Here is a 19,685-nt window from a genome sequence, read left to right on the forward strand (position 1 = left end):
ATGGCAATCACGGACGAAGAGAAACGGCAACTGAAAAAGGAGCTTCTCGACGAAATCAAGGCATCGTCGCAGGGCGTTACCGAGCTGGACGAGGCGACGTCGCTTGCGGGCATCAACTCGCTGCCGGCAATGCAGGGCACGAAGGTGGTGCGCGTCCCTGTGTCGTTGCTGGCCAAGCCCGCCACGGATGCCGCGGCGACGGCTGCCGCTGCGGCCAAGAAGGCCGAAGATGCGGCGAAAAACACGACGGACGTCGCAAATACCACCCGGGACATCGCCAAGGAAGCAGCGGAGCAGTCCGCGGCCGCCCGGGACGGCGCGGCCGCCGCAGCGAAGGTCGTCGGCGAGTTCTCCGAAATCGCATGGGGCAATCTCTCGATGTTCAACGTGAATGTCCGGTGTGCGGACACGACGTACACACTGGCGACGGCCCTCGCGGCGCTGGCCGCGTTGGAGACGGCCGATGCCGTCATCTACCGGAAGAAGGGACTGGTCATAACCTACCGCACGGACACCGGGCGGTGGGAAACGAAGCAGTTCACGGGGGCATCGCTCGATGAATGGGCAGACGAGCAGGCGTGGCGGAACTTCGGCAGCGGCGGTTCGGGCAGCGGCTTCTACAACCTCACGGTGGAGCAGCCGCTCGAGGGCTTCTACACGCTGGCCACGGCTATCGCGGCATTGGCCGATGCGGGCATCGAGGACGAGAGCAAGCCGGGGATGATCATCACGTTCGAAGAGAGCGCGGGTTGCTGGGTGGACTACCGCTTCGAAGGCACGAACCTCGACAGCTTCTCCACGCCCGCCGCGTGGAGCCGCCACGGGGGCGGCGATGCCGTAAAGAGCATCACGCTTAACGGCGTGAAGCTGGCTCCGGATGAGAGCGGTGCGGTTCCGATCAATTTCGAGCAGGTCGAGGTGGACGAGACGCTCGATGCCGCGAGCACCAACCCCGTGCAGAACGCAACGCTGACGCGCAAACTCGCCGAGGTCGAAGCCGCCACGGTCTTCGGCATGGCGGCCGAGGTGAGCGACGACGAGAGCACCGTGCGCCTCGCGCTGACCAACAAGAGCGGCGCCGAGATCGCTGCCGTCGATATTCCGGCCGGCAGCGGCGGCGGTAGCGGCGAGACCATCGCCACGAAGATCGTGCTGAATGCCGTCGTGGACAAGCCGATCATCAAGGAGGGCGACGCGGCGCTGCTGACCTACACCTACGACCACCAGTACACGGGCGGCGACGAGAGCGGTACATCCACCGGCCAGAAAGCGGATATCCGCGTTCAAGTGCAGCGCGGTTCGACTGCGATGTACGACACGATCCTTCAGGGCACGAGCAAAGGTATCTATACGCTCGATCTGACGCCCTACCTGCAGGTCGGAACTACGGACATCTATGTACGGGCCACGACCACCGATCCGACGACGGGCAAGACGCAAACCAAGCAGTCTTACGTCTCGGTGCGCGTGGTTTCGCTGTCGCTCTCGAGCAGCTACAACCTCGCCACCGGCATCGCGGCCGGGGGCTATGGGGCTTCGGACAACATCCTCGTCCCCTATGCCGTGAGCGGCTCGGGAACGAAGGTGGTCAGCCTGTACGTGGACGGCCGACAGATCGAAGCACAGACCGTGACCCGTTCCGGCACGACCAACGGCACGTTCACCCTCGCCGCTTCGGGGTTGAGCGCCGGACGGCATACCGTGCAGATCGTCGCCGAGATGGAGGCGAGTGACACGTTGACGCTTCGCTCGCAGAGCATCTATTTCGACGTGCTCAAGAGCGGCAGCCACGCCCCCTTCATCGGCACGATGATGACCTTTGCCGATGGGCGTATCTTCACGACCGACTACCTCACGCCGGTTCTTCGGGTGGGGCAGTACGAGCAGGTGTCGTTCGATTTTGTCGTCTATGATCCGGCCACGACCCCGGCCACGATGGCGGTTTACCGGGACGGATCACTCACGCAGTCGGTCAGCGTGCCTCGCTCGACGCAGATCTACACGAACCGCTTCACCGAGCAGGGCACGATGGCGATGCGGTTTGCGTGCGGTGCGACCGAATACCCGTTCTCCGTTGAGGTCATGGAAAGCGGCATCGACATTTCGGAGGTTGCCGCCGGCCTTCGGCTCAAGCTCTCGGCTGCAGGCCGCAGCAACAGCGAGGCCGACCCGGCCGAGTGGCGCTACGGCGAGATCGAAACACTTTTCGACGGATTCGACTGGTCGTCGAACGGCTGGACGGGCGATGCGCTGAAGCTCACCAACGGCGCGCGCATCGAGATCGGCGACAGGCCCTTCGCCGCCGATGCCACGACCGACGGTGCGACCTACGAAATGGAACTGGTGTGCCAGAACGTCACCGACCGCAACGGTATCGTCGTGGACTGCATGAGCGGCGGTGTAGGCTTTCAGCTCACCACACAGCAAGCCGTGATGCGCTCGAGCGGCGGCACGGAGGTCAGCACCCTTTTCGCCAGCGACATCACCCTGAAGATTGCTTTCGTCGTGGATAAGAAATCAGGCCACCGGCTGATGGAGCTATACGTGAATGGCATCCGCTGCGGTGCGAAGCAGTACGGTGCAACCGAGGGCCTGCTGCAGGCCGCTCCCGCACCGATACGGATCGGCAGCGACAGCGCCGACGTGCTGCTGCGCAACCTTCGGGTCTATGACCGGGCGCTGTCGGACGACGAACTGCTGGCCAACTACATCGTGGATCGCCAAACCTTGGACGAGATGGTCGTGCTGTTCGCCGAGAACGACGTGCTCGACGACGAGGGCGCAGCCGTGAGCATGGAGAAGTTGCGCGCCCGGGGCAAGGCCGTGATGCGCATCGTGGGCGATGTCGATCTGGTGAATCAGACGAACAACAAAAAGTTCGAGGTTCCGGTGGATATCTACTTCTACAGCCCTTACGGCAAGGAGTACGATTTCGTTATCCGGCAGGCCGGCCTGCGTATTCAGGGCACGTCGTCCACCACCTACCCGCGCAAGAACTATCGGCTCTATTTCAACCGCAGCGACAAGTACGGCACGACGCTCGAGGTGAACGGTAAACTGGTCGAGGACTTCCGCTACTCGTTCAAGCCGGGTGCGCGGCCCATAGACATCTTCTGCCTCAAGGCCGACTTCTCGGACTCATCCTCGACGCACAACACGGGCGCCGTGCGCATCGTGAACGACGTCTGGAAGCGCTGCGGGTGGCTGACGCCTCCGCAGGCGGCTTACAACGGCCCCTACGACGTGCGTATCGGCGTGGACGGGTTCCCGATGGACTTGTTCTACGACAACGACGGCTCGGGAGCGAACGTTTATCTGGGCAAATACAACTTCAACAACGAGAAATCGGGCAGCGCGGCAATCTACGGCTTCGAGGGCGTCGAAGGTTTCAATGATGAGGCGTCGCTGGCGGGCGAGCGCAACAGGTGCATCTGCGTGGAGTTCCTGAACAACTCCGAGTCGCTCTGTCTGTTCGGCACGGCCGATCTGGCGCGCTTCGACGAGGCGCTGGAGTTCCGCTTCAAGGCCGACACGACGTGGGCCGACGCCCATGCCGACGACCGGGCCGCCGTGGAGCGTTTGTGGGGATGGATCGACGCCTGCAAGGGCAACCCCGGAAAGTTCCTTGCAGAATATGCCGAGTACTTCCGCAACGACAGCCCCTTCGCGTGGTATCTCGTGACCGACTACTTCATGGCCGTGGACAACCGCGCCAAGAACATGATGCTGGCCACATGGGACGGTATGACGTGGGAGTTCCTGCCCTACGACATGGATACGCTGTTCGGCGTGCGAAATGACTCGGTGCTGAAGTACGGCTACGCCATCACCCACGAAACCATCGACGAGAGCATCGGCTCCTACGCCTTTGCCGGGCACGACTCGGTACTGTGGGAGCTGGTACGTGGCTGTCCGGATAAACTGCGCGAGGTGGCCGAGACGCTGCGCTCGAACATGAGTCTGGAGTACGTCTTGCAGGTCTTCAACGAGGAGCAGATGGGCAACTGGTCGGAGCGCATCTACAACAAGGACGGCGCTTTCAAGTACATCGAGCCGCTGACCGAGGGTGTGGCGACCTCGGAGGGCACGGGCTTCTACGACTACCTCTACGCGCTGCAGGGCAGCCGTTATGCGCATCGCACCTTCACGATCCGCAACCGCTTCGCCCTGCTTGACAGCCAGTACGTCGCTGGAACCTACCGCCGCGATAGCTTCCCGGTTTATTTCGGCTACAAGTTCAGCGGCGATCACCGAAAAATCCGGCTGACCGCCAGCGAGCGCTACTACTTCGGCTACGGCTACACGAGCGGCGCGCCCCACCAGAGCGCCGTGCTGGCCGAGGACGCGGGAAGCACCGTGGAGCTGACGCTCGACAGCGACCTGATCGTGAACGACCCGCAGTACATCTACGGAGCGAGCCGCATTCAGGGGCTCGACCTGACGAACGTGAGCCATGCGATCCTGCAGACGCTCAACCTGAACAACTGCACGGCCCTGCGGACGCTGGACGTGAGCTGCGCGGGTACGCAGTCGACGCTCAACGCGCTGCTGGTCGGGGGTTGCAAGAACCTCCGAAGCCTGAACATGACTGGCCTGCGCGCGGAAGCGTTCGCGGGTCTCGACCTCTCGGCCAATACGAAGCTGGAGACGCTGCGCGCCGGGTCGAGCGCTCTGACGGGTGTATCGTTCGCTGCGGGTGCGCCGTTGAAACTCCTCGTGCTGCCGGCGACGCTACAGACGTTGGAGCTGCGCTACCTGAACAAGCTGACGGATGCAGGGCTTGCGCTGGAAGGCACGGCCAACATCACGCGGCTGGTCGTGGACAACTGCCCCGGTGTGGACTGGCGGGCGCTGCTCGGACGTTGTGCGAATCTGCGCTACCTGCGTATCACGGGCGTCGAACTTATGAACGACGGCTCGCTGCTGCGAAGCCTTGCATCGATGGGCGGCGTGGACGAGCAGGGCGGCAATGTTCCCACCTGTCGCTTGGTAGGCCGCTGCCGGCTGAACCGCTACATGGACGACGCGGAGTTGGCGGCTGTGCGAGCGCACTTCCCGGAACTGAACATCTTTCAGCCGGAGTGGACGTGCATCGAGACGGACGACTCGGTGCTTGACGATGCTGTGATTTCCAACCTTGACAACCGGACGGGCTACCGCTTCGACAACGCCTATGTGCCGAGCGGTCATATCACGCGCATCCTTGCGCAGCGCCATCGGGCGCTGGGCAAAAAGACCGCCAACGGAGTGGTTACGACCTTCCCGCTGCACGACGCGAATCCGAATTACTACGCCGATGTCTCGGACGTCTCGCTGGCGACGCCGGCCGACCTGACAGGCAAGGAGGGCAACGTGTGGATGCACGAGCCGCATTATTGGTACAAGGGGGTGAATGACTTCCTGAATCAGAAGAAATACTCGTTCTTCAGTTCGCACGAGTCGTGCCCGGCCGTTGATGGCGAAAACGTAAAACTGGCCAAAGAGGAAATCGAGGTGGTAGCCGGAAAGGCAATCCGCATGGGTGCGGACTATTCAACCCTTGACGAAGCGATAACGGATGTTCCTGCCGATTCCTACTGCGTCGTCCCGTTGCCGGCGGGCTACCGGCAGGCGCGGTTCCCGTCGCTTCAATCTGCGGCCTACGGTGCGGTTTGGTTGAATGATGCAGGTACTATTCTCGGCCGGATGCGCGCCACGTCGAGCGCGGGTATCCTGAATGGTATGTATCTCTTCGGCGCAATTCCGGAGGGTGCGACCCGGCTGGCGTTCACCATCGTCAATGCCGCCGACTTCGACTACGTGCTGCTGACGACTTCCTTGGAGGTCGAAGCCATCGAGCCGGACTGGTGCGAGCATCAGGAATGCCTGTGCGGTGTTTACGAAGCACTTTTGGAAGACGACTTTGTGAAGTCGGTGTCGGGCAAAGTCAGCACGGGTATGGTGTCTCAGGGGGATTTCCGGGTCTATGCCGCGAACTCCGGGCCGGGCTTCCAGTTAGTCGATTACGAGATGCACAAGGATGTCGCCAACCTCTTTTACGCGAAATATGGCCGCCGCGATTCGCAGGGTCAATGCGGTTACGGCGAGAGTTCTTATGCCAAGCCCAGCGGTTTAACTAATTTGCTGGGTATGCGTGACACCATTAACCCCGAAAATAAAACCACGGGCGCATATTATTACGATGGCGACAAGCTGAAGGATGCCCGGTCGACAAACGTCTTGGGCTATGAGTGCTGGCAGGGCGACAAATGCGAATGGGTGGATAAGGTCGTGATAAACCCGCAAAAAGCCGATTACAAATGGCATATCGAGATGCCGGACGGCGCCACGCGCGTAGTGCAGGGTGTTGCTGCTGGCGGTGAATATTGGCCTGCGAATATGGTTCACGGCCGCTACATGGACATCATCGTCGCCCGCAACGGAGGCTCGCAGACGTCCGGTTATTTCGACTATCAAAACCTTTCCGGAGCTATTGCCCGTGTGGTCTATCGGTCGTACTACAATGCGTACGCGAATGGCGGCGTGTCGTACGCGTACAGCGGTAGCGATTCGTCGTACGCGAACGCGAGCATCGGCTCTCGGCTCGCCTTCCGCGGCCAAATCGTCAAAGCGACGAGCGTTAGCGAGTATAAAGCGTTACCCGGCGTCGAATGACGCCGGGTGTGAAAGTGGCGTAAGCCACTCGAAATTATTTTTGAATAGCAAAAACGGCCTGTAAGATGAAGATTTTTATATTTTTGTATTCCAAAAGGTGGAATCCCCCGTAAGCCCGTGTGGTCTATCGGTCGAACAACAATGCGAACGCGAATGGCGGCGTGTCGTACGCGAACAGCGGTAACGATTCGTCGAACGCGAACGCGAACATCGGCTCTCGGCTCGCAAACAATGAAAGAAACGCAATTACGGATGTCGGCCTACTACACCGGGGACGTGTCCCTGCCGTAGTGCCGAGGGGGAAGAACCTCGCCAGCAGCGACTCGTGGTCGGAAAGGCGGAACATACAGCGTTGGGTGGAGTTTGGTAGGTTCCCGAAAGGGTTCTCGAAGAGGTCAGGCCCGCAGAATTGAAGGAATGCGCAGAGATGGACACATCATCGAAGAGGTTGTCGCTACGGACAACATGAAGGCGTCGTTCCGATCCGTGTTGCGCGGCAAAGACCGCAAATGCAGCCGTGTCGGACGATACCTGCTCGCGCATGAGGACGAGGTGATCGCAGAGTTGCAGCGGCGAATCGCCGACGGTTCCTACCGTGTGAGCGGTTATCGGGAGATGAACATCGTCGAAGCCGGTAAACTACGGAAGATACAGGTGATCCCGCTCAAGGATAGGATAGCCGTAAATGCGATCATGCGAGTCGTCGACGAGCACCTGCACCGCCGGTTCATCCGTACCTCTTCCGCATCGATCCGTAACCGGGGGATGCATGATCTGATGGAGTACATCCGGCGCGACCTTGCTCAAGACCGCGAAGGAACCCGTTACTGCTATACCTTCGACATTCGTAAATTCTACGAAAGTGTCGATCAGCAGGTTGCCGTTGCTGCCGTTCGACGGGTGTTCAAGGACGAAAAACTCATAGCGATGCTGGAGGGATTTGTTCACATGATGCCTCAAGGGTTGAGCATGGGACTGCGATCTTCGCAAGGGCTTGCCAATCTGATTCTCTCGATCCATCTCGACCATGAACTTAAAGACCGCCTCGGCTTAAAGTATTACTACCGTTATTGCGATGACGGCCGGGTGCTTGCCGGAACGAAGGCCGAGCTATGGAAGGTGCGCGATGCGGTGCATCGATGCGTTGAGGCCATCGGGCTGGAGGTGAAATCCAACGAACGTATCACCCCGATAGAGGAGGGTATCGACTTCCTCGGCTACGTCATTTACCCCGACCATGTGCGGCTACGCAAGCGCAACAAGCAGAACTTCGCTCGAAAGATGGCGTCTATCCAGAGCAAGCGACGAAAGCGTGAACTGACGGCTTCCTTTTACGGGATGACCAAGCACGCCGATTGTAGAAGGCTTTTCAACCAACTAACAGGTATAAACATGAAAAACTTTAAGGATTTAGGCGTTGCCTACACACCCGCCGATGGTAAGAAACGGTTCAAGGGAACCGTGATTTCCATCCGCGAGCTGGTCAATCTTCCCGTCATCGTCCACGATTTCGAGACCGGAATCACTACCGAACACGGTGATGACCGTTGTATCGTTCAGATTGAAATGAACGGCGAGATGCGGAAATTCTTCACAGATTCTGAAGAGATGAAGAGCATCCTTCAGCAGATACGCGAAATGCCCGACGGCTTCCCCTTCGAGACTATCATCAAGTCGGAGCAGTTCGGGAAAAACAAAACAAAGTATATTTTCACATGAGAATACAAGGTTCTGCGGGGGTCGTGCCTATCGAGTGCGTCAACCCGCGAAAGGATACATGGCGAGTCCGTTGGGATATTCAGGAAACTGACGGAACCGCCACCTACGAGGAGGCGGAGTTCGACCACAGGCCGACCGTCGAGGAGGTGCGTGCTACGATTATCGCGTGGCATAACGCCCGGATCGAAGCGCAGATCACGGATGGTTTCCGCTGGGAAGACGTTCCGGTTTGGCTGTCGAGCGAAAATCAGTTCAACTACAAGGCCGCATTCGATTTGGCCGTCCAGACGGAGGGTGCGAACCTTCCGGTGGTGTTCAAGCTCGGAACCGATGAAAAGCCGGTTTATCGAGAGTTCGCCACGCTGGATGAGCTGAAAGCCTTCTACTCGGCTGCGATGGCTCATGTACAGCATACGCTGGCCGCCGGCTGGGAAGCGAAGGATGGAATCGATTACGGTCGATACGTCGTCTGATGGATGATGCCCTTCGGGGGAGGGCAAAAAAATCCCCCGGCCTGTTAGCAGTCATCTCACCTACATACCAACAATGCACGATTACTCGCGGCGACCGGGGGATAAGTCCTCCCAGCCGCGAGTAATCTTTTTTCATGCCGTTCCCCTGCGCAGGAAACGGCTGGCATGTAGGTGAGATGCGCAAAGATACCTATTTAAAGTTGAAAAGCAAGCAATGAAAACCCCAATTTCCTATTACGGCGGCAAGCAGACCATGCTCAAGCATATCCTGCCTCTGATCCCGCCGCATAAAATCTACACCGAGGCGTTCTGCGGCGGCGCGGCCGTCCTTTTTGCCAAACGGCCGGCCGACGCCGAAATAATCAACGACATCAACATGGAGTTAACGAACTTCTACTGGTGCGCGCAAGTTTATTATTCCGATCTGAAGCGCGAAATCGACAAGACCCTCCACAGCCGGGACGTTCACGCCCACGCTGCCCACATCAACAATTACCCGCAGTTTTTCACGCCGGTCGAGCGGGCGTGGGCTGTCTGGGCTCTCTGTAAGATGTCCTTCGCATCGATGATGGACGGAACATTCGGATACGATTTCAGCGGTGCAATGCCGAAGAAGTTGCGTAATGCCAAAGATGAGTTCACCGAACGACTGTGCGCTCGGTTGGAGAACGTCACGCTGGAGAACCGCAATGCGCTGGAGGTGATCGCCTGCTACGACGCGCCCGAGGCATTCCACTTCGTCGATCCGCCCTATGTCGGCAGCGACTGCGGCCACTACGAGGATACGTTCAACGAGCAGAACATGGCCGAGCTGCTGCGATTGCTCGAAAGGGTGAAGGGGCGGTTCATGCTCACCATGTTCCCGATGGAGATGATCGAAGAATGCGCTAACCGGAACGGCTGGATTATCCATCGTGTCGAGCGCACGATCAGCGCGTCGAAAACAAACCGACGCAAGCAGGAAGAATGGATGGTCTGCAACTACGAGGAGCGTGCGCAGGCGTCCTTATTTGGCGACGGTATTTAGCTTCGAGAGGCACTCTCTCCGTGACATCTGGCGGAAACGAAAGCACCGTTCGAATGGTGTTCGATTACCATTTGAACGGTGCTTTTTTTTTGCGTGCGCGAAATTTTCGTCGCTTTTCGTTCTGGCGGACTTCAACCCTCGAAAAGTCGCATCTGGTTCTGAACTTCGTCACATCTCGTTTTGCCGATTATACGTTCGCGCCGTATCGGCGGCCCCGGACCACCCCCCCCCTTGCTTCCGCTTCGGGAGGAGGTTTCGCCAGCTCCCGCACCTGCTCATCGCTTCTGCGCATACCCCGTCATCTTTTCAAAAATCCGCTGAAGAGCTGCATCGATCGCATCGCGGAACAGCTGCATCGCACCCCCGATCTGGAGGGTGCACATCGCAAGCAGGGCAACGAAGCAGAGCGTGAAGAGCGAGAGTTCGCCCCGGACCAGCAGGTAGGCGATGCCTGCCCACCAGACCATGCACAGGGAGCAGTCGAAAGGCTTCAGGCGGTTTATCCGTACGCCCCGCCAGCGGGTCAGACCCGCCCGGATGCTCTGCGTCAGGCCGCTGATATCTACCGCGAAGACCACGATCACGGCGAGCGCCAGTAATTCTAAATAGATCATAAGTGGATGTGTTTCAACAATTTTTCGCGTATTTCACAAACCCGGTTGTGGGCGGTCGACTTGCTCACGCCCAGCACCTCGGACAAGCGGCGGACGCTTCCCAGTTCGGCGTAGAGGACGAACACCCTGCGGTCCGCCTCGGGAAGCGCCCGAAGAGCCGCCCGGCAACAGCCGATGAGCGGATCGTCCTCGTCGAACACCCCCGCCGACCGGGCATACTCAGCCTCCAGACGCCGGTACGATTGCCAATCTGTCTTCGTCGGTCTACTCCTCATACTCCCTGCTTGCGTGCTGGAATTTCCGTATCTGCCGGTGGTACGGGCTCGTTTTCGAGAAATATAGATTGGCGATAATCCGTACAAGGAAGAAGTTCAGCGCGCCCTGCCCGTACATGCGCAGCAGCTTGCGTTCGTCGTAACCCAGCAGCGCCTCGTACACCATCTGCGCAAGGTCGGGAATCGCCGTGTGGTGGCGGTGGCAGACGTTCGAAACCAGCCGCTCCACCAGACCCTCCTGCGCAAGGCGCTCAACCAATTCGCGGCGCGTCGAAATGCCTTCCGCTTTCAATACTTTCGTTCGATGAACTGTCATGGTGCAATCTTCTGTTTTTGTGGATGGTTTCTGCCATTTCGCGTGCATGATTCGCCTGCTGCGCCGCAAACGGAGCGCCGCTCGGTCCGGCCCGCTTCCCTCGGTTCGGGATTGCTTCCTCCGGTTCGGACCGACCACCCCTCCCGGGACCGCCTCCCCGGTTCAGGGTTGCTTCTTCGGTTCGGAGCCGCTCTTCGGCTCGGGTCATTTCCCCGGCTTGGGGCCGCCTCCCGTTCGGGATTGCCTCCCCGTCCCGGGCCGCTTCCCGGGCCGCTTCCCGGACCGCCTCCCTCGGTTCGGAGCCGCTTTCCCGTCCCGTGTCGCTCCCCCGGTTCGGAACCGCTTCCCCGTCCCGGGGCATTTCCCCGGCTTGGGGCCGCCTCCTGTCCCGGTTTGCTCCCTCGGTTCGGAGCCGCACCCTCGTCACGGTTCGGGGTCGCTCCGGCGGCTTGGGGCCGCCTCCCCGTCCCGGGCCGCCTCCCCGGTTCAGGGTTGCTTCTTCGGTTCGGGGCTACCTCCGGCGGTTATGGCCGGGGGTTGGGCGGCGGGAGGGGAGCCGGTTTCGGGACGCGGTAATGCAGCTGTTTGCCTGCGCCGAAGTGGCGGTCGATGATTGGCCGGACCACCTCCAGACACGCCGGGCGCTCCATCAGCTCCACCAGCCGTTTGTCGCAGACCGTCACGTGGATCGCCGCGCCCTCCGAGAACACCCCGCGGAACAGGTAGAGCATCGGCGTGTAGTCGGTCTGCGGGTCGGCGGCGGTGGCCGTTTCGTAGACCTCGCGCCAGATCGCCGCCACGCGGGCCGAGCAGCGCTCCGCCTCTTTGGCCGGGTTCCACGCCTTGAGGGCCGCCAGCCGGTTTCGGATCGGGTTGCCGTTGGCATCCACCCAGCCGCTCTTCGCGTAGTGGGTGCAGAAACGGTCGAGCTCCGCGAGCGGGTCGAGGATTCTCTTATCGAAAAGAAGAATTTTCAACGAATGCTCTCTCTCTTCCGCAGAGAAAGAGATTAGATCAGAATCAGAATAAGGATAAGAATAAAGATAAGAGTCAATAGGGTTTTCACCCTTCCCCTGCGGTTTTCCCGCAAACCCGTCCGCCTTACCCGGTTTCCCCGAAACTTCGTCCGCTTTACCCGGTTTTCCCGAAACTCCGTCCGCTTTACCCGGTTTCCCGGCAAATCGGCCTGCATCGTCCGGTTCCTGCGGAATCCCGCTTGCGTCGTCCGGTTTCGCTGCTAATCTGTCTCCGTCACTCGGTTCCCGTGAAATCCCGCCCCCGTTACTCGGTTTACCGACAATCCGGTCTGCATCGTCCGGTTCCTGTGGAATCTCGTTCCCGTCACTCGGTTTCCGCGGAATCCCGTCTTCATCGTCCGGTTCTGCCGGAATCCCGTCCTCATCGTCCGGTTCTGCCGGAATCCCGTCTTCATCATCCGGTTCCCGCGAAAACCCGCCCGCTTTAGCCGGTTTCTCCGCAATCCGTTCGGTTCGGGCGCAAACCGAACGGTTCTCTTCGGCGGCGTTCGCATTGCGGACGGGCCGCCCGCCCCGGCTGCCGTTTTCGCGGTTCGTCTGGCAGCGCTGCCGGTAACGCTCCGTGTTGGCGTCCATCGACGCGCGGATGAAGCCGAAGCAAAGCTCCGTAACCTGATCCATCTCGGGCAGCTGCTCGCCCGTGGCGTGGGCGAAAACGGCCGTGAGCAGGTCGCCGCGCTGCTCGCGGGTCAGCATCCTGATCTGCGGAAAGAAATCGTTGCGCAGAATGAAAGTGTCTATCGCTTGTCTGGCCATGTTCGGTGTTGTTTCTGGTGGCACGCGGCACACAGGGTAATGAGTTTGTCGAGGTGTTCGGCCTCGCGGCCCACGATCGAGCGACCCTGCTCGTCGCGGTAGGTCAGGTGGTGGACCTCCAGCGTGTAGTCCCTGCCGCAGAGGCGGCAGCGGTGGCCGTCGCGCAAACGCACCCGGCGGCACACCTCCTGCCACGCTGCGCTCTGCAGCCCGCGGACGTAGTTACTCCTCCGCCCCGGACGGTGTTGCAATCGGCTCATCGGATTCATTCAGGTCGATGCCCAGTACGTCGTGAAATGCCTGCCGGTTGGTCTCCAGATTGGCGAAGAGGCTTTGTGCGTCCTCCGCCGGAATCGGCTCCGTGCGGCAGAGCCGGAACTTGCCGTCGACCCAGGCGTAGTAGAGGTAGTGGCCGCAGAGGGCCATCCTGACGGTCGCCTCGCCCGGCAGGTCGATCTCCGTCTCGCCGCGCTTGACCTGATAGACCAGATCGCGGATCCGGGTGGTGACGGCCTGCAGCCGCTCGCGGGCCTCCCGGACAGCCGTCTTGCACGAAGCCTCCACCTCGCGGAGCCTCTCCTCCAGCTTGGGCTGCACCTCTTCGAGCAGCTCCGCATAGTTGGCGCGGATCGACTTCTGCTCGTGTTCGTCGAGCAGGCGGAGCGCCCTGACGCCCTTCGTGCTCTCGGTGACAAACCGGCCCGCGAGCTGTCGGCGAATCTCCTCGATGTCTTCGGCCCCCTCGAAGAGCACCTGCGGGAACGGGGTGTTTTGCGGCAGTTTGAACTCCGGCGATTGCGGAGCGTAATCTTTCAGATCGATCATAGTTTTGGGATTTTGTGGTTGAAAAAAAAGGTTTGTTATCGGTTGTGCCGCCCGGTGGCGGCTTTCGCTCCTTGGTCGGGAAGGTAGCGGGGCAGCACCTCCGAGCGGATGTAGGCGGGCAGTTTGCCGCGGAGGATTCCGTGCGCGTCCGCCGCGGCCTGCGCATCGAAGCCGGGCCAGTGGTCGGCCTCCCGGCACGCGCGGACAATGTCGAGCGCCTGCGCGTATTTGCACTGGCCGATCTCCAGGTCCTCGGCGTCCCAGTAGAAGAGGGCGACCTGATAGGGGAGAACCGTCTGCACCATCACCGTCACGGCGGCCGAAAACCGCCTGCCGGTGATCCGGGAGGCGACCCGCAGGGCCATGCCCTCCGCCAGTTCGCGGCGGAACTTCGCGCAGTCGCGCAGGAACGCTTCGACGCAAGGGGCGCTGGTGGTCCTCACCGACAGAACGGCGTTCAGCCCCCAGTTCTCGGCCAGCAGCAGCCCGTCGGGCCGGATTTTGACCTTCAGCCCCGTCGCGGGGTCTTTGCCGTAGAGCGAGGTCTGCGTCTTGACGTACTGCATCAGGCGGGGCAGGATGCCCCCGCCGTAGGTGCGGAAGGAGGCGCGCATGGCGCGGATCGCGTCGTGAAACGCCCGGTCGATCACCGTGCAGCCGCTCCGTGCGCACTGCGCTTCGAGGTCGGCGACCATCCCCTGCAAGGTCCCGATCTTCCACGTCGGCGCGACCTCCTGCCGGGGGATGCCCAGCAGGTCGCAGTAGCAGGCGATCAGCGCCGCGCAGCCGCTGCGCTGGCTCCGGTTGGCGCTGGGCCGGACGACCACCCGGTCGAACCGCGCCGGATCGAGGATCGCCTGACGCGCGAACGCCCCCAGTTCGAAATGGCGCGTCTTGCGGGGTTTGACCTCTTCGTTGCGGGCCATCAGGTAGTGGCGGGGCGATTTGAGCGCCTCGCGCAGCAGCGACGGGCTTTCACCCGGCGCCGCGAGGTAGGTGGCCATCCGGTCGTTGGCGACGCGCCCCTGCACCGCGAGGGCGTAGTTGTGCACCCGCTTGGGCTTGGCGGGAAGCTGCTCGAGGCGTCGCAGGAACTCCTCGAAAGGGGTGTAGTGCGTGCGGTCGAACCGCAGCGGGGGAACCCCCGCATCCGTCAGGATCGTTGCGCCGGTGGGGCAGGACGGCTCCGAATTTCTCTCCATGATTGGCTCGGTTTGGTTTACAGATAGGTTTTCAGCGTCGGAAACGCAAAGTCGTTCGGGCAGTCGCGCCCCTCCTTCCGGGTGTGGAACTCCCACCAGACCGGGACCAGGTCGCTGATCTGCACCCGCATGCCGTCGGGGCAGGAGATCCGTTGCCGGTAGACGATTACGGAGGCGGTCAGGCGACATTCGAGGCGGCCGAACGCAAAGGCGACCGATCCGCTGAAATAGTTCTGACCGCCGATCGCCTCGACAAGCCGCCGGAAGGTCTCTTCGTAGAGCCGGTCCCCGATGCGGATCGTGCCGGGGGCGAAGGGCAGGGGCGATGCCTCTGGGGTGTCGGCCGGTCCCGTCGGTTCGTTCGGTTGCCGGTGGCGGTGGGCTGCGCGGGATGCCTCTGCGGCGTCGGCAGGTCCCGCCGGTTCGTTCTGTTGCTGCTGGTGGTGTGCTGCGCGGGATGCCTCTTTGGTGTCGGCCGGTCCCGTCGGTTCGTTCGGTTGCTGGTGGCTATGGGCTGCGCGGGATGCCTCTCCGGCGTCGGCCGCTCCTGCCAGTTCGTTCGGTTGCTGGTGGCGGTGGGCTGCGCGGGATGCCTCTGCGGCGTCGGCGGGCCCTGCCAGTTCGTTCGGTTGCGGCTGGCGGCGTGCTGCGCGGGATGCCCGGAGCGCCCGGGCGCGGGCTGCCTTGCGGCGCAGCCGGTAGAAAAACCGCCAGCAGACCCCTTTGGCCCGCAGGCAGAGGCTATGCGCCTCGATCTCGATAAATTCATTCATGATGTTGAAATTGTTTGGTGTTGACTGCTTTCAAGCCCGCTCCCGGGCGCTTCCCCCGGGCGCTTCCTGCCCGCTTCCTGTGCTGTTTGCTGGTTTTTGTGCTGTCGGCTCGCTTCCTCGCACCGCCTCCCCGTTTCCCGGCCGCCTCCCCGCCTCCCCGTTTCCCCGAGCCGCCTGCCGGCTTTCGTGCTGGCGGTCGGCTTCTGTGTTGTCTGCCCGCTTCCCGCGCGCCGCCTGCCCGCTTCCTGTGCTTCCTGCTGTCGGCCCGCTCCTTGCGCCGACTGCCCGCTTCCCGGCCGCCTCCCCGCCTCCCCGTTTCCCCGGGCCGCCTGCCGGCTTTCGTGCTGGCGGTCGGCTTCTGTGTTGTCTGCCCGCTTCCCGCGCGCCGCCTCCCCGTTTCCCCGCCGCCTCCCCGCCTCCCCGCCTCCCCGGACTGCCTGCGGATCGGGGGAGGGCCTCACGACAGCCGCGTGATGGTCATCCGGTTGGTCGTGGTGTCCACCTCGACGGTCCACCTTCCCACACTGCTCTTTTCGAGGCGGCGGCGGGCCGCGCCCAGCGCATTGTACGTCGTCCCTAACATCTTGAATACGAGTGTCTCTCCTTTGCGCATCCGGCGCAGCGCCCCCGAGTAGTCGGGACGGCGCGGAACTTCCATTGCTTTCATGCTCTCTGTCTGTGATTTGAGATTCCGTTCGTGCGGGCCGTCGGAACCGCCGCCGGGCGATCCGGTTCGGGCCGCTTTACCGCCGCCTCAGTCCCCGTAATAGCGGTTCGCCGCTCCGTAGTAGTCGGCGGGAACCGTCAGCAGCTCCGGGCGGTAGCAGCTGCCGCCGTCCGTCGCCCGCCGACGGTCGATCCGGGCGTGGATCACCGCCAGCCTCTCGTTGCGCCACGCTTTGCGCAGGCAGGCGGCGAAGGTCGTCGCGGGGCGTATCCGTTTCAGATACCACGCATTACGCATGATCTTCGCCGGGGAGTAGGTTGCATCCATATTTTTGTTATATTTGTGTGTTCGTCGTGTGTTTACGATGCAAATATAAGCAATAAATATTAGCAATGCAACTGTTAGGCTAATATTTTTTTCGGAAAAAAGCTAATAAAATTATATATGTCTGATTTAAAGGAGTTTAGAAAGGCAAACGGTGTAACACAGGTGGAAGCGGCGCGTTATCTCGGTTGCACGCAAGGGTTTATCTCCCAGATCGAGCAGGGAATGAGGCCCGTGCCCGAGGAGTTCGTGAAGAAAATATTAGCAAATCCGGAGTGGGACGGCTCCATGCTGACCGGCAGCAAGCCCGCGACCGCACACTCCCCGAAGGAAGAGCAGAGCGTCATCAGCACGGGCCGGGTGATCCCCTATTACGACGCCGAAGTGGCGGCGGGAACGACCTACGGCATGGAGATGATCCAGACGGCCCCGTCGGGGATGATCGAGATAGGGGGGCTGATGAAGGACAGCGAATTTGCCATGCGGGTTTACGGCAACAGCATGGTCCCCAACTATCCGGCGGGGTGCGTGATCGGCCTGAGGCAGTACAACGAGCACTTCATCGAGCCGGGAACCGTCTATGTGGTCGAGACCCTGGAAAACCGCTTCCTCAAACGGTTGTACTACAACCGCGACAAGTCGGCTTTCCGCTGCCTGAGCGACAACCACATGCGCCACGAGAACGGTCCGATGGAGGGGGAGTACTACTACCCGGAATTCGAAATCCCTTTCCAGGACGTCAAGCGCCTGCTGCGCGTGACGGGGGTCATCAAGCGGAACATACTCTAAACCAATACGCAGCCCTATGAAAAAACTTTTACTCGCACTCTGTGCTTTGCTGGCATCGGCGACGACTTTGCGCGTTCAGGCGCAAAGCAGCGGGGAGAAATCCCAACCCGAAATAATCCACGAGTTCCAGGGCGCGGGAAGCAGCTATTGGCTTGCCAAAGCGGATGTCAACGGAGAAATCGTTTACTTCCTGATCATCGATTCGGGCAAGCGCCACATTCAGAATCTATCCGTCGCGGTAGGCGGCTATAAGCAGCTGGTGGATTTCGGCCAATACATTTCCGACATTATCGATGCCCGGGACGACACGAAAAGCCATTCGTATCACGATTTGCTCAACCAAAATCTGACCATCATCTCCAGTACGCGCGGCGTTTCGAAATGGGTGACGATCTCCGACGGACATACCCGGGAGGGGGCGCTTACGAACGCCGCCCTGAAAAATCTGCTGAAATTTTTGGCTGACCACTCCCAACTCGCCGACGAAGACGCAGACGACGCAACCGCCGATCTTCCGGCCTCGCCTTCATCCGCGGAAACAAATCCCGCGGGCCATCTGAAATTCGCCGGAGTGGAGATCGACGGAACGCTGGAGCAGTTCCGCAGCCGGCTCGCGGAGAAAGGATTCAAGGCTACGAATCAATCGCATTTGATGTCGGGGCGTTTCGCGGGACGCGAATCCCAGGTGGTTATCTATTGCGTGGAGGGGAAAGACCTGGTGAGGATGGTGGTGGCCGTGCGTCCGCCGGACGAAAACTGGACCTCCCTGTATGCGAACTACAAACAGCTCGTCGAGTTGTATCGGGCCAAGTATGGCAAGCCATCCAACTCGATCTATAAATTCGAATATCCGTTCGACGGCTCCGAAATGCAGATGACCGCCCTGAAAACGGACAAAGCGAGCATCCTGACTGCCTGGAAGGTTCCGAACGGAATGATTCTGATCTCCATTTCCAACGAGGCGCGTATCATGATATACTATACGGATAAGCTAAACAACGACGTGCACGCAGCCAACGAGCAGGAGCGGATCATCGACGAGATTTGAGCCGTGCCGCTTCCTGGCGTTTTTAGCCGGGGGAAGCACCCTTTGACGACCCTGCCTGGGCGGCCGGCGCCCCGAGAACAGTCCGATGGGGGGGGGCGACGACCCGTCAAGCGCCTGCTGCGCGTAACGGGGGGCATCAAGCGAACATACTCTAACCCGAAACCAAACGATACCATGCAAACGTTCAACATCATCGTGATCATATTCGCGGTTTTGCAAATCATTCTCTTTTTCAAGTTATGGAGGATGACCAATGATGTGCACCGGATTCTGAACTATCTGAAACGCCGGGATTACAAGCCTAAACCGATCGTTGCTGCCGAGGACCGGCATCAGGCTCCGGAGTGGGGAATCGGTTGTCAGGTGGTAAAAAGAGGAACCGAAGAGGTGTTCACGATTTACACGCTGTACGGAGACGGCTCCATCGGATGCAGAAACGAGATGGGATGCAGCAAATTCCGTAAGGAGGAGTTGGATTTATTGTCGGATTATCTGAAAAACAGGTAGCGGGGGAGCCGAAATCTTGCGCGTCAGCCTGAAATCACCGGACCGGATTTGATCGGGTTCCCGGCGCGGCCTGGACCCGAAACGCCTTCACCGCTATTCGCGCAGGCTGACGGGCTGGGCCGACGCGGTCGTTCGCACGGGACTTTTGAAGCGGGTGAAGCTGCTCTGTTATCGCGCCACCGCCGGATACGGTTTCCCGTCGTCTGGGGGCGTGCAGCGTGGAATAACCGGATCATCTTCGGGTTTACCGACAGGAACCGCCCGTGGCGGCTGCCGTGATGCCCGAGAGGCGGTAGTGGAGTAGTTCAGAAAGCGCATTGGTCGGTGTGCCCCCAACGACCGCCGCGCAGCCGGGAAGCGGGCGATTGAGACGGCGGATCAGCGCGGGAACGCCATCCAGACGCAAGTTCCACGGCCCGGGCAGGTTCAAACAAAGACGAAGGACGATCCCCGGGGATCGTCCTTCGTTGGTTGCGGTTACCGCTTTTTGCGGCGGGTTTCGTTCGGATGCCTGCCCGGGGCGTCTTTCCCCTGGTTCTGCCCGTTGCGCTTCTCCGGCTCGGTCCGCTCGTTGCAGCTATCCGGCTCGTTCTGCTTGTCGCGCTTCCCCGCCACGATCCGTTCGCCGCGGTTTATCCGCTCGTTCTGCCCATTGCGGTTCTCCGACAGGGGCGGCTCG

General features: G+C 60.8%; 18 protein-coding genes. 7 read left to right on the forward strand and 11 right to left on the reverse strand.

The genetic code is table 11. The features are described from left to right. From ACMO9O_RS00870 to ACMO9O_RS00885, 4 genes are all read left to right on the forward strand, one after another. Complete coding sequence (locus tag ACMO9O_RS00870; protein WP_418981733.1) at window positions 1-6,654, forward strand: LamG-like jellyroll fold domain-containing protein; 6,654 nt, start codon at window positions 1-3, stop codon at window positions 6,652-6,654. A 417-nt stretch (window positions 6,655-7,071) separates the two neighbouring features. After that, window positions 7,072-8,373: a reverse transcriptase domain-containing protein gene (locus ACMO9O_RS00875; RefSeq protein ID WP_418981734.1), complete on the forward strand. Its 1,302-nt coding sequence runs from the start codon at window positions 7,072-7,074 to the stop codon at window positions 8,371-8,373. Continuing rightward, window positions 8,370-8,846, forward strand: coding sequence for a hypothetical protein (locus tag ACMO9O_RS00880; protein WP_418981735.1), 477 nt, complete (start codon window positions 8,370-8,372; stop codon window positions 8,844-8,846). The genes ACMO9O_RS00875 and ACMO9O_RS00880 overlap by 4 nt, the downstream gene beginning before the upstream one ends. Before the next feature lie 214 nt (window positions 8,847-9,060). Next, window positions 9,061-9,873, forward strand: a complete 813-nt coding sequence (locus tag ACMO9O_RS00885; RefSeq protein ID WP_418981736.1) for a DNA adenine methylase — start codon at window positions 9,061-9,063, stop codon at window positions 9,871-9,873. Between the two features lie 275 nt (window positions 9,874-10,148). Here ACMO9O_RS00885 and ACMO9O_RS00890 read toward each other — a convergent pair whose 3' ends face one another. From ACMO9O_RS00890 to ACMO9O_RS00935, 10 genes are all read right to left on the reverse strand, one after another. Continuing rightward, window positions 10,149-10,487, reverse strand: a complete 339-nt coding sequence (locus ACMO9O_RS00890) for a hypothetical protein (RefSeq protein ID WP_418981737.1) — start codon at window positions 10,485-10,487, stop codon at window positions 10,149-10,151. Beyond that, window positions 10,484-10,762: a sigma factor-like helix-turn-helix DNA-binding protein gene (locus ACMO9O_RS00895; protein WP_418981738.1), complete on the reverse strand. Its 279-nt coding sequence runs from the start codon at window positions 10,760-10,762 to the stop codon at window positions 10,484-10,486. The genes ACMO9O_RS00890 and ACMO9O_RS00895 overlap by 4 nt, the downstream gene beginning before the upstream one ends. Beyond that, the gene (locus ACMO9O_RS00900) at window positions 10,752-11,078 is read right to left on the reverse strand and encodes a hypothetical protein (protein WP_418981739.1); all 327 of its coding nucleotides are present in this window, start codon (window positions 11,076-11,078) and stop codon (window positions 10,752-10,754) included. The genes ACMO9O_RS00895 and ACMO9O_RS00900 overlap by 11 nt, the downstream gene beginning before the upstream one ends. Before the next feature lie 524 nt (window positions 11,079-11,602). Then, on the reverse strand, window positions 11,603-12,904 hold the full coding sequence (locus ACMO9O_RS00905; protein WP_418981740.1) for a DUF6291 domain-containing protein: 1,302 nt from the start codon (window positions 12,902-12,904) through the stop codon (window positions 11,603-11,605). Beyond that, window positions 12,853-13,131, reverse strand: coding sequence for an HNH endonuclease (locus ACMO9O_RS00910; protein ID WP_418981741.1), 279 nt, complete (start codon window positions 13,129-13,131; stop codon window positions 12,853-12,855). Before ACMO9O_RS00910 ends, ACMO9O_RS00905 begins: the two co-directional genes overlap by 52 nt. Continuing rightward, the gene (locus tag ACMO9O_RS00915; protein ID WP_418981742.1) at window positions 13,094-13,696 is read right to left on the reverse strand and encodes a hypothetical protein; all 603 of its coding nucleotides are present in this window, start codon (window positions 13,694-13,696) and stop codon (window positions 13,094-13,096) included. Before ACMO9O_RS00915 ends, ACMO9O_RS00910 begins: the two co-directional genes overlap by 38 nt. A 35-nt stretch (window positions 13,697-13,731) precedes the next feature. Further along, the gene (locus tag ACMO9O_RS00920) at window positions 13,732-14,898 is read right to left on the reverse strand and encodes a hypothetical protein (protein ID WP_418981743.1); all 1,167 of its coding nucleotides are present in this window, start codon (window positions 14,896-14,898) and stop codon (window positions 13,732-13,734) included. Window positions 14,899-14,915: 17 nt separating this feature from the next. After that, entirely contained in the window at window positions 14,916-15,671 is a 756-nt protein-coding gene (locus ACMO9O_RS00925) for a hypothetical protein (RefSeq protein ID WP_418981744.1), read from the reverse strand. A gap of 457 nt (window positions 15,672-16,128) precedes the next feature. After that, window positions 16,129-16,338 carry a hypothetical protein gene (locus ACMO9O_RS00930; RefSeq protein WP_418981745.1) on the reverse strand — a complete coding sequence of 70 codons (210 nt, stop codon included), beginning with the start codon at window positions 16,336-16,338 and terminating at the stop codon, window positions 16,129-16,131. 87 nt (window positions 16,339-16,425) lie between these two features. Continuing rightward, window positions 16,426-16,665 (reverse strand): hypothetical protein, encoded by a 240-nt coding sequence (locus tag ACMO9O_RS00935; RefSeq protein WP_418981746.1) that lies wholly within the window; start codon window positions 16,663-16,665, stop codon window positions 16,426-16,428. A gap of 117 nt (window positions 16,666-16,782) precedes the next feature. Between ACMO9O_RS00935 and ACMO9O_RS00940 the strand changes: the two genes are divergently transcribed. The 3 genes from ACMO9O_RS00940 (at window position 16,783) to ACMO9O_RS00950 (ending at window position 19,006) form a co-directional block, all read left to right on the forward strand. After that, on the forward strand, window positions 16,783-17,451 hold the full coding sequence (locus ACMO9O_RS00940) for a LexA family transcriptional regulator (protein ID WP_418981747.1): 669 nt from the start codon (window positions 16,783-16,785) through the stop codon (window positions 17,449-17,451). A gap of 16 nt (window positions 17,452-17,467) precedes the next feature. Continuing rightward, window positions 17,468-18,499 carry a hypothetical protein gene (locus ACMO9O_RS00945; RefSeq protein WP_418981748.1) on the forward strand — a complete coding sequence of 344 codons (1,032 nt, stop codon included), beginning with the start codon at window positions 17,468-17,470 and terminating at the stop codon, window positions 18,497-18,499. Window positions 18,500-18,673: 174 nt separating this feature from the next. Beyond that, window positions 18,674-19,006 carry a hypothetical protein gene (locus ACMO9O_RS00950; RefSeq protein WP_418981749.1) on the forward strand — a complete coding sequence of 111 codons (333 nt, stop codon included), beginning with the start codon at window positions 18,674-18,676 and terminating at the stop codon, window positions 19,004-19,006. Window positions 19,007-19,483: 477 nt separating this feature from the next. Here the strand turns inward: ACMO9O_RS00950 and ACMO9O_RS00955 are convergent. After that, window positions 19,484-19,685, reverse strand: a 202-nt coding sequence (locus ACMO9O_RS00955; protein WP_418981750.1) for a hypothetical protein, incomplete at its 5' end; no start/stop codon positions are given.

It is taken from the genome of Alistipes sp. (genome assembly GCF_048465635.1).
Lineage (GTDB): Bacteria > Bacteroidota > Bacteroidia > Bacteroidales > Rikenellaceae > Alistipes.

Bases quoted from the DNA above. Each gene is read 5' to 3' on its own strand.
- ACMO9O_RS00890 (WP_418981737.1), bottom strand. From the start codon at position 10,487: ATGATCTATTTAGAATTACTGGCGCTCGCCGTGATCGTGGTCTTCGCG.
- ACMO9O_RS00945 (WP_418981748.1), top strand. From the start codon at position 17,468: ATGAAAAAACTTTTACTCGCACTCTGTGCTTTGCTGGCATCGGCGACG.
- ACMO9O_RS00925 (WP_418981744.1), bottom strand. From the start codon at position 15,671: ATGAATGAATTTATCGAGATCGAGGCGCATAGCCTCTGCCTGCGGGCC.
- ACMO9O_RS00875 (WP_418981734.1), top strand. From the start codon at position 7,072: ATGCGCAGAGATGGACACATCATCGAAGAGGTTGTCGCTACGGACAAC.
- ACMO9O_RS00900 (WP_418981739.1), bottom strand. From the start codon at position 11,078: ATGACAGTTCATCGAACGAAAGTATTGAAAGCGGAAGGCATTTCGACG.
- ACMO9O_RS00935 (WP_418981746.1), bottom strand. From the start codon at position 16,665: ATGGATGCAACCTACTCCCCGGCGAAGATCATGCGTAATGCGTGGTAT.
- ACMO9O_RS00910 (WP_418981741.1), bottom strand. From the start codon at position 13,131: ATGAGCCGATTGCAACACCGTCCGGGGCGGAGGAGTAACTACGTCCGC.
- ACMO9O_RS00940 (WP_418981747.1), top strand. From the start codon at position 16,783: ATGTCTGATTTAAAGGAGTTTAGAAAGGCAAACGGTGTAACACAGGTG.
- ACMO9O_RS00920 (WP_418981743.1), bottom strand. From the start codon at position 14,898: ATGGAGAGAAATTCGGAGCCGTCCTGCCCCACCGGCGCAACGATCCTG.
- ACMO9O_RS00915 (WP_418981742.1), bottom strand. From the start codon at position 13,696: ATGATCGATCTGAAAGATTACGCTCCGCAATCGCCGGAGTTCAAACTG.
- ACMO9O_RS00930 (WP_418981745.1), bottom strand. From the start codon at position 16,338: ATGAAAGCAATGGAAGTTCCGCGCCGTCCCGACTACTCGGGGGCGCTG.
- ACMO9O_RS00870 (WP_418981733.1), top strand. From the start codon at position 1: ATGGCAATCACGGACGAAGAGAAACGGCAACTGAAAAAGGAGCTTCTC.
- ACMO9O_RS00895 (WP_418981738.1), bottom strand. From the start codon at position 10,762: ATGAGGAGTAGACCGACGAAGACAGATTGGCAATCGTACCGGCGTCTG.
- ACMO9O_RS00950 (WP_418981749.1), top strand. From the start codon at position 18,674: ATGCAAACGTTCAACATCATCGTGATCATATTCGCGGTTTTGCAAATC.
- ACMO9O_RS00880 (WP_418981735.1), top strand. From the start codon at position 8,370: ATGAGAATACAAGGTTCTGCGGGGGTCGTGCCTATCGAGTGCGTCAAC.
- ACMO9O_RS00885 (WP_418981736.1), top strand. From the start codon at position 9,061: ATGAAAACCCCAATTTCCTATTACGGCGGCAAGCAGACCATGCTCAAG.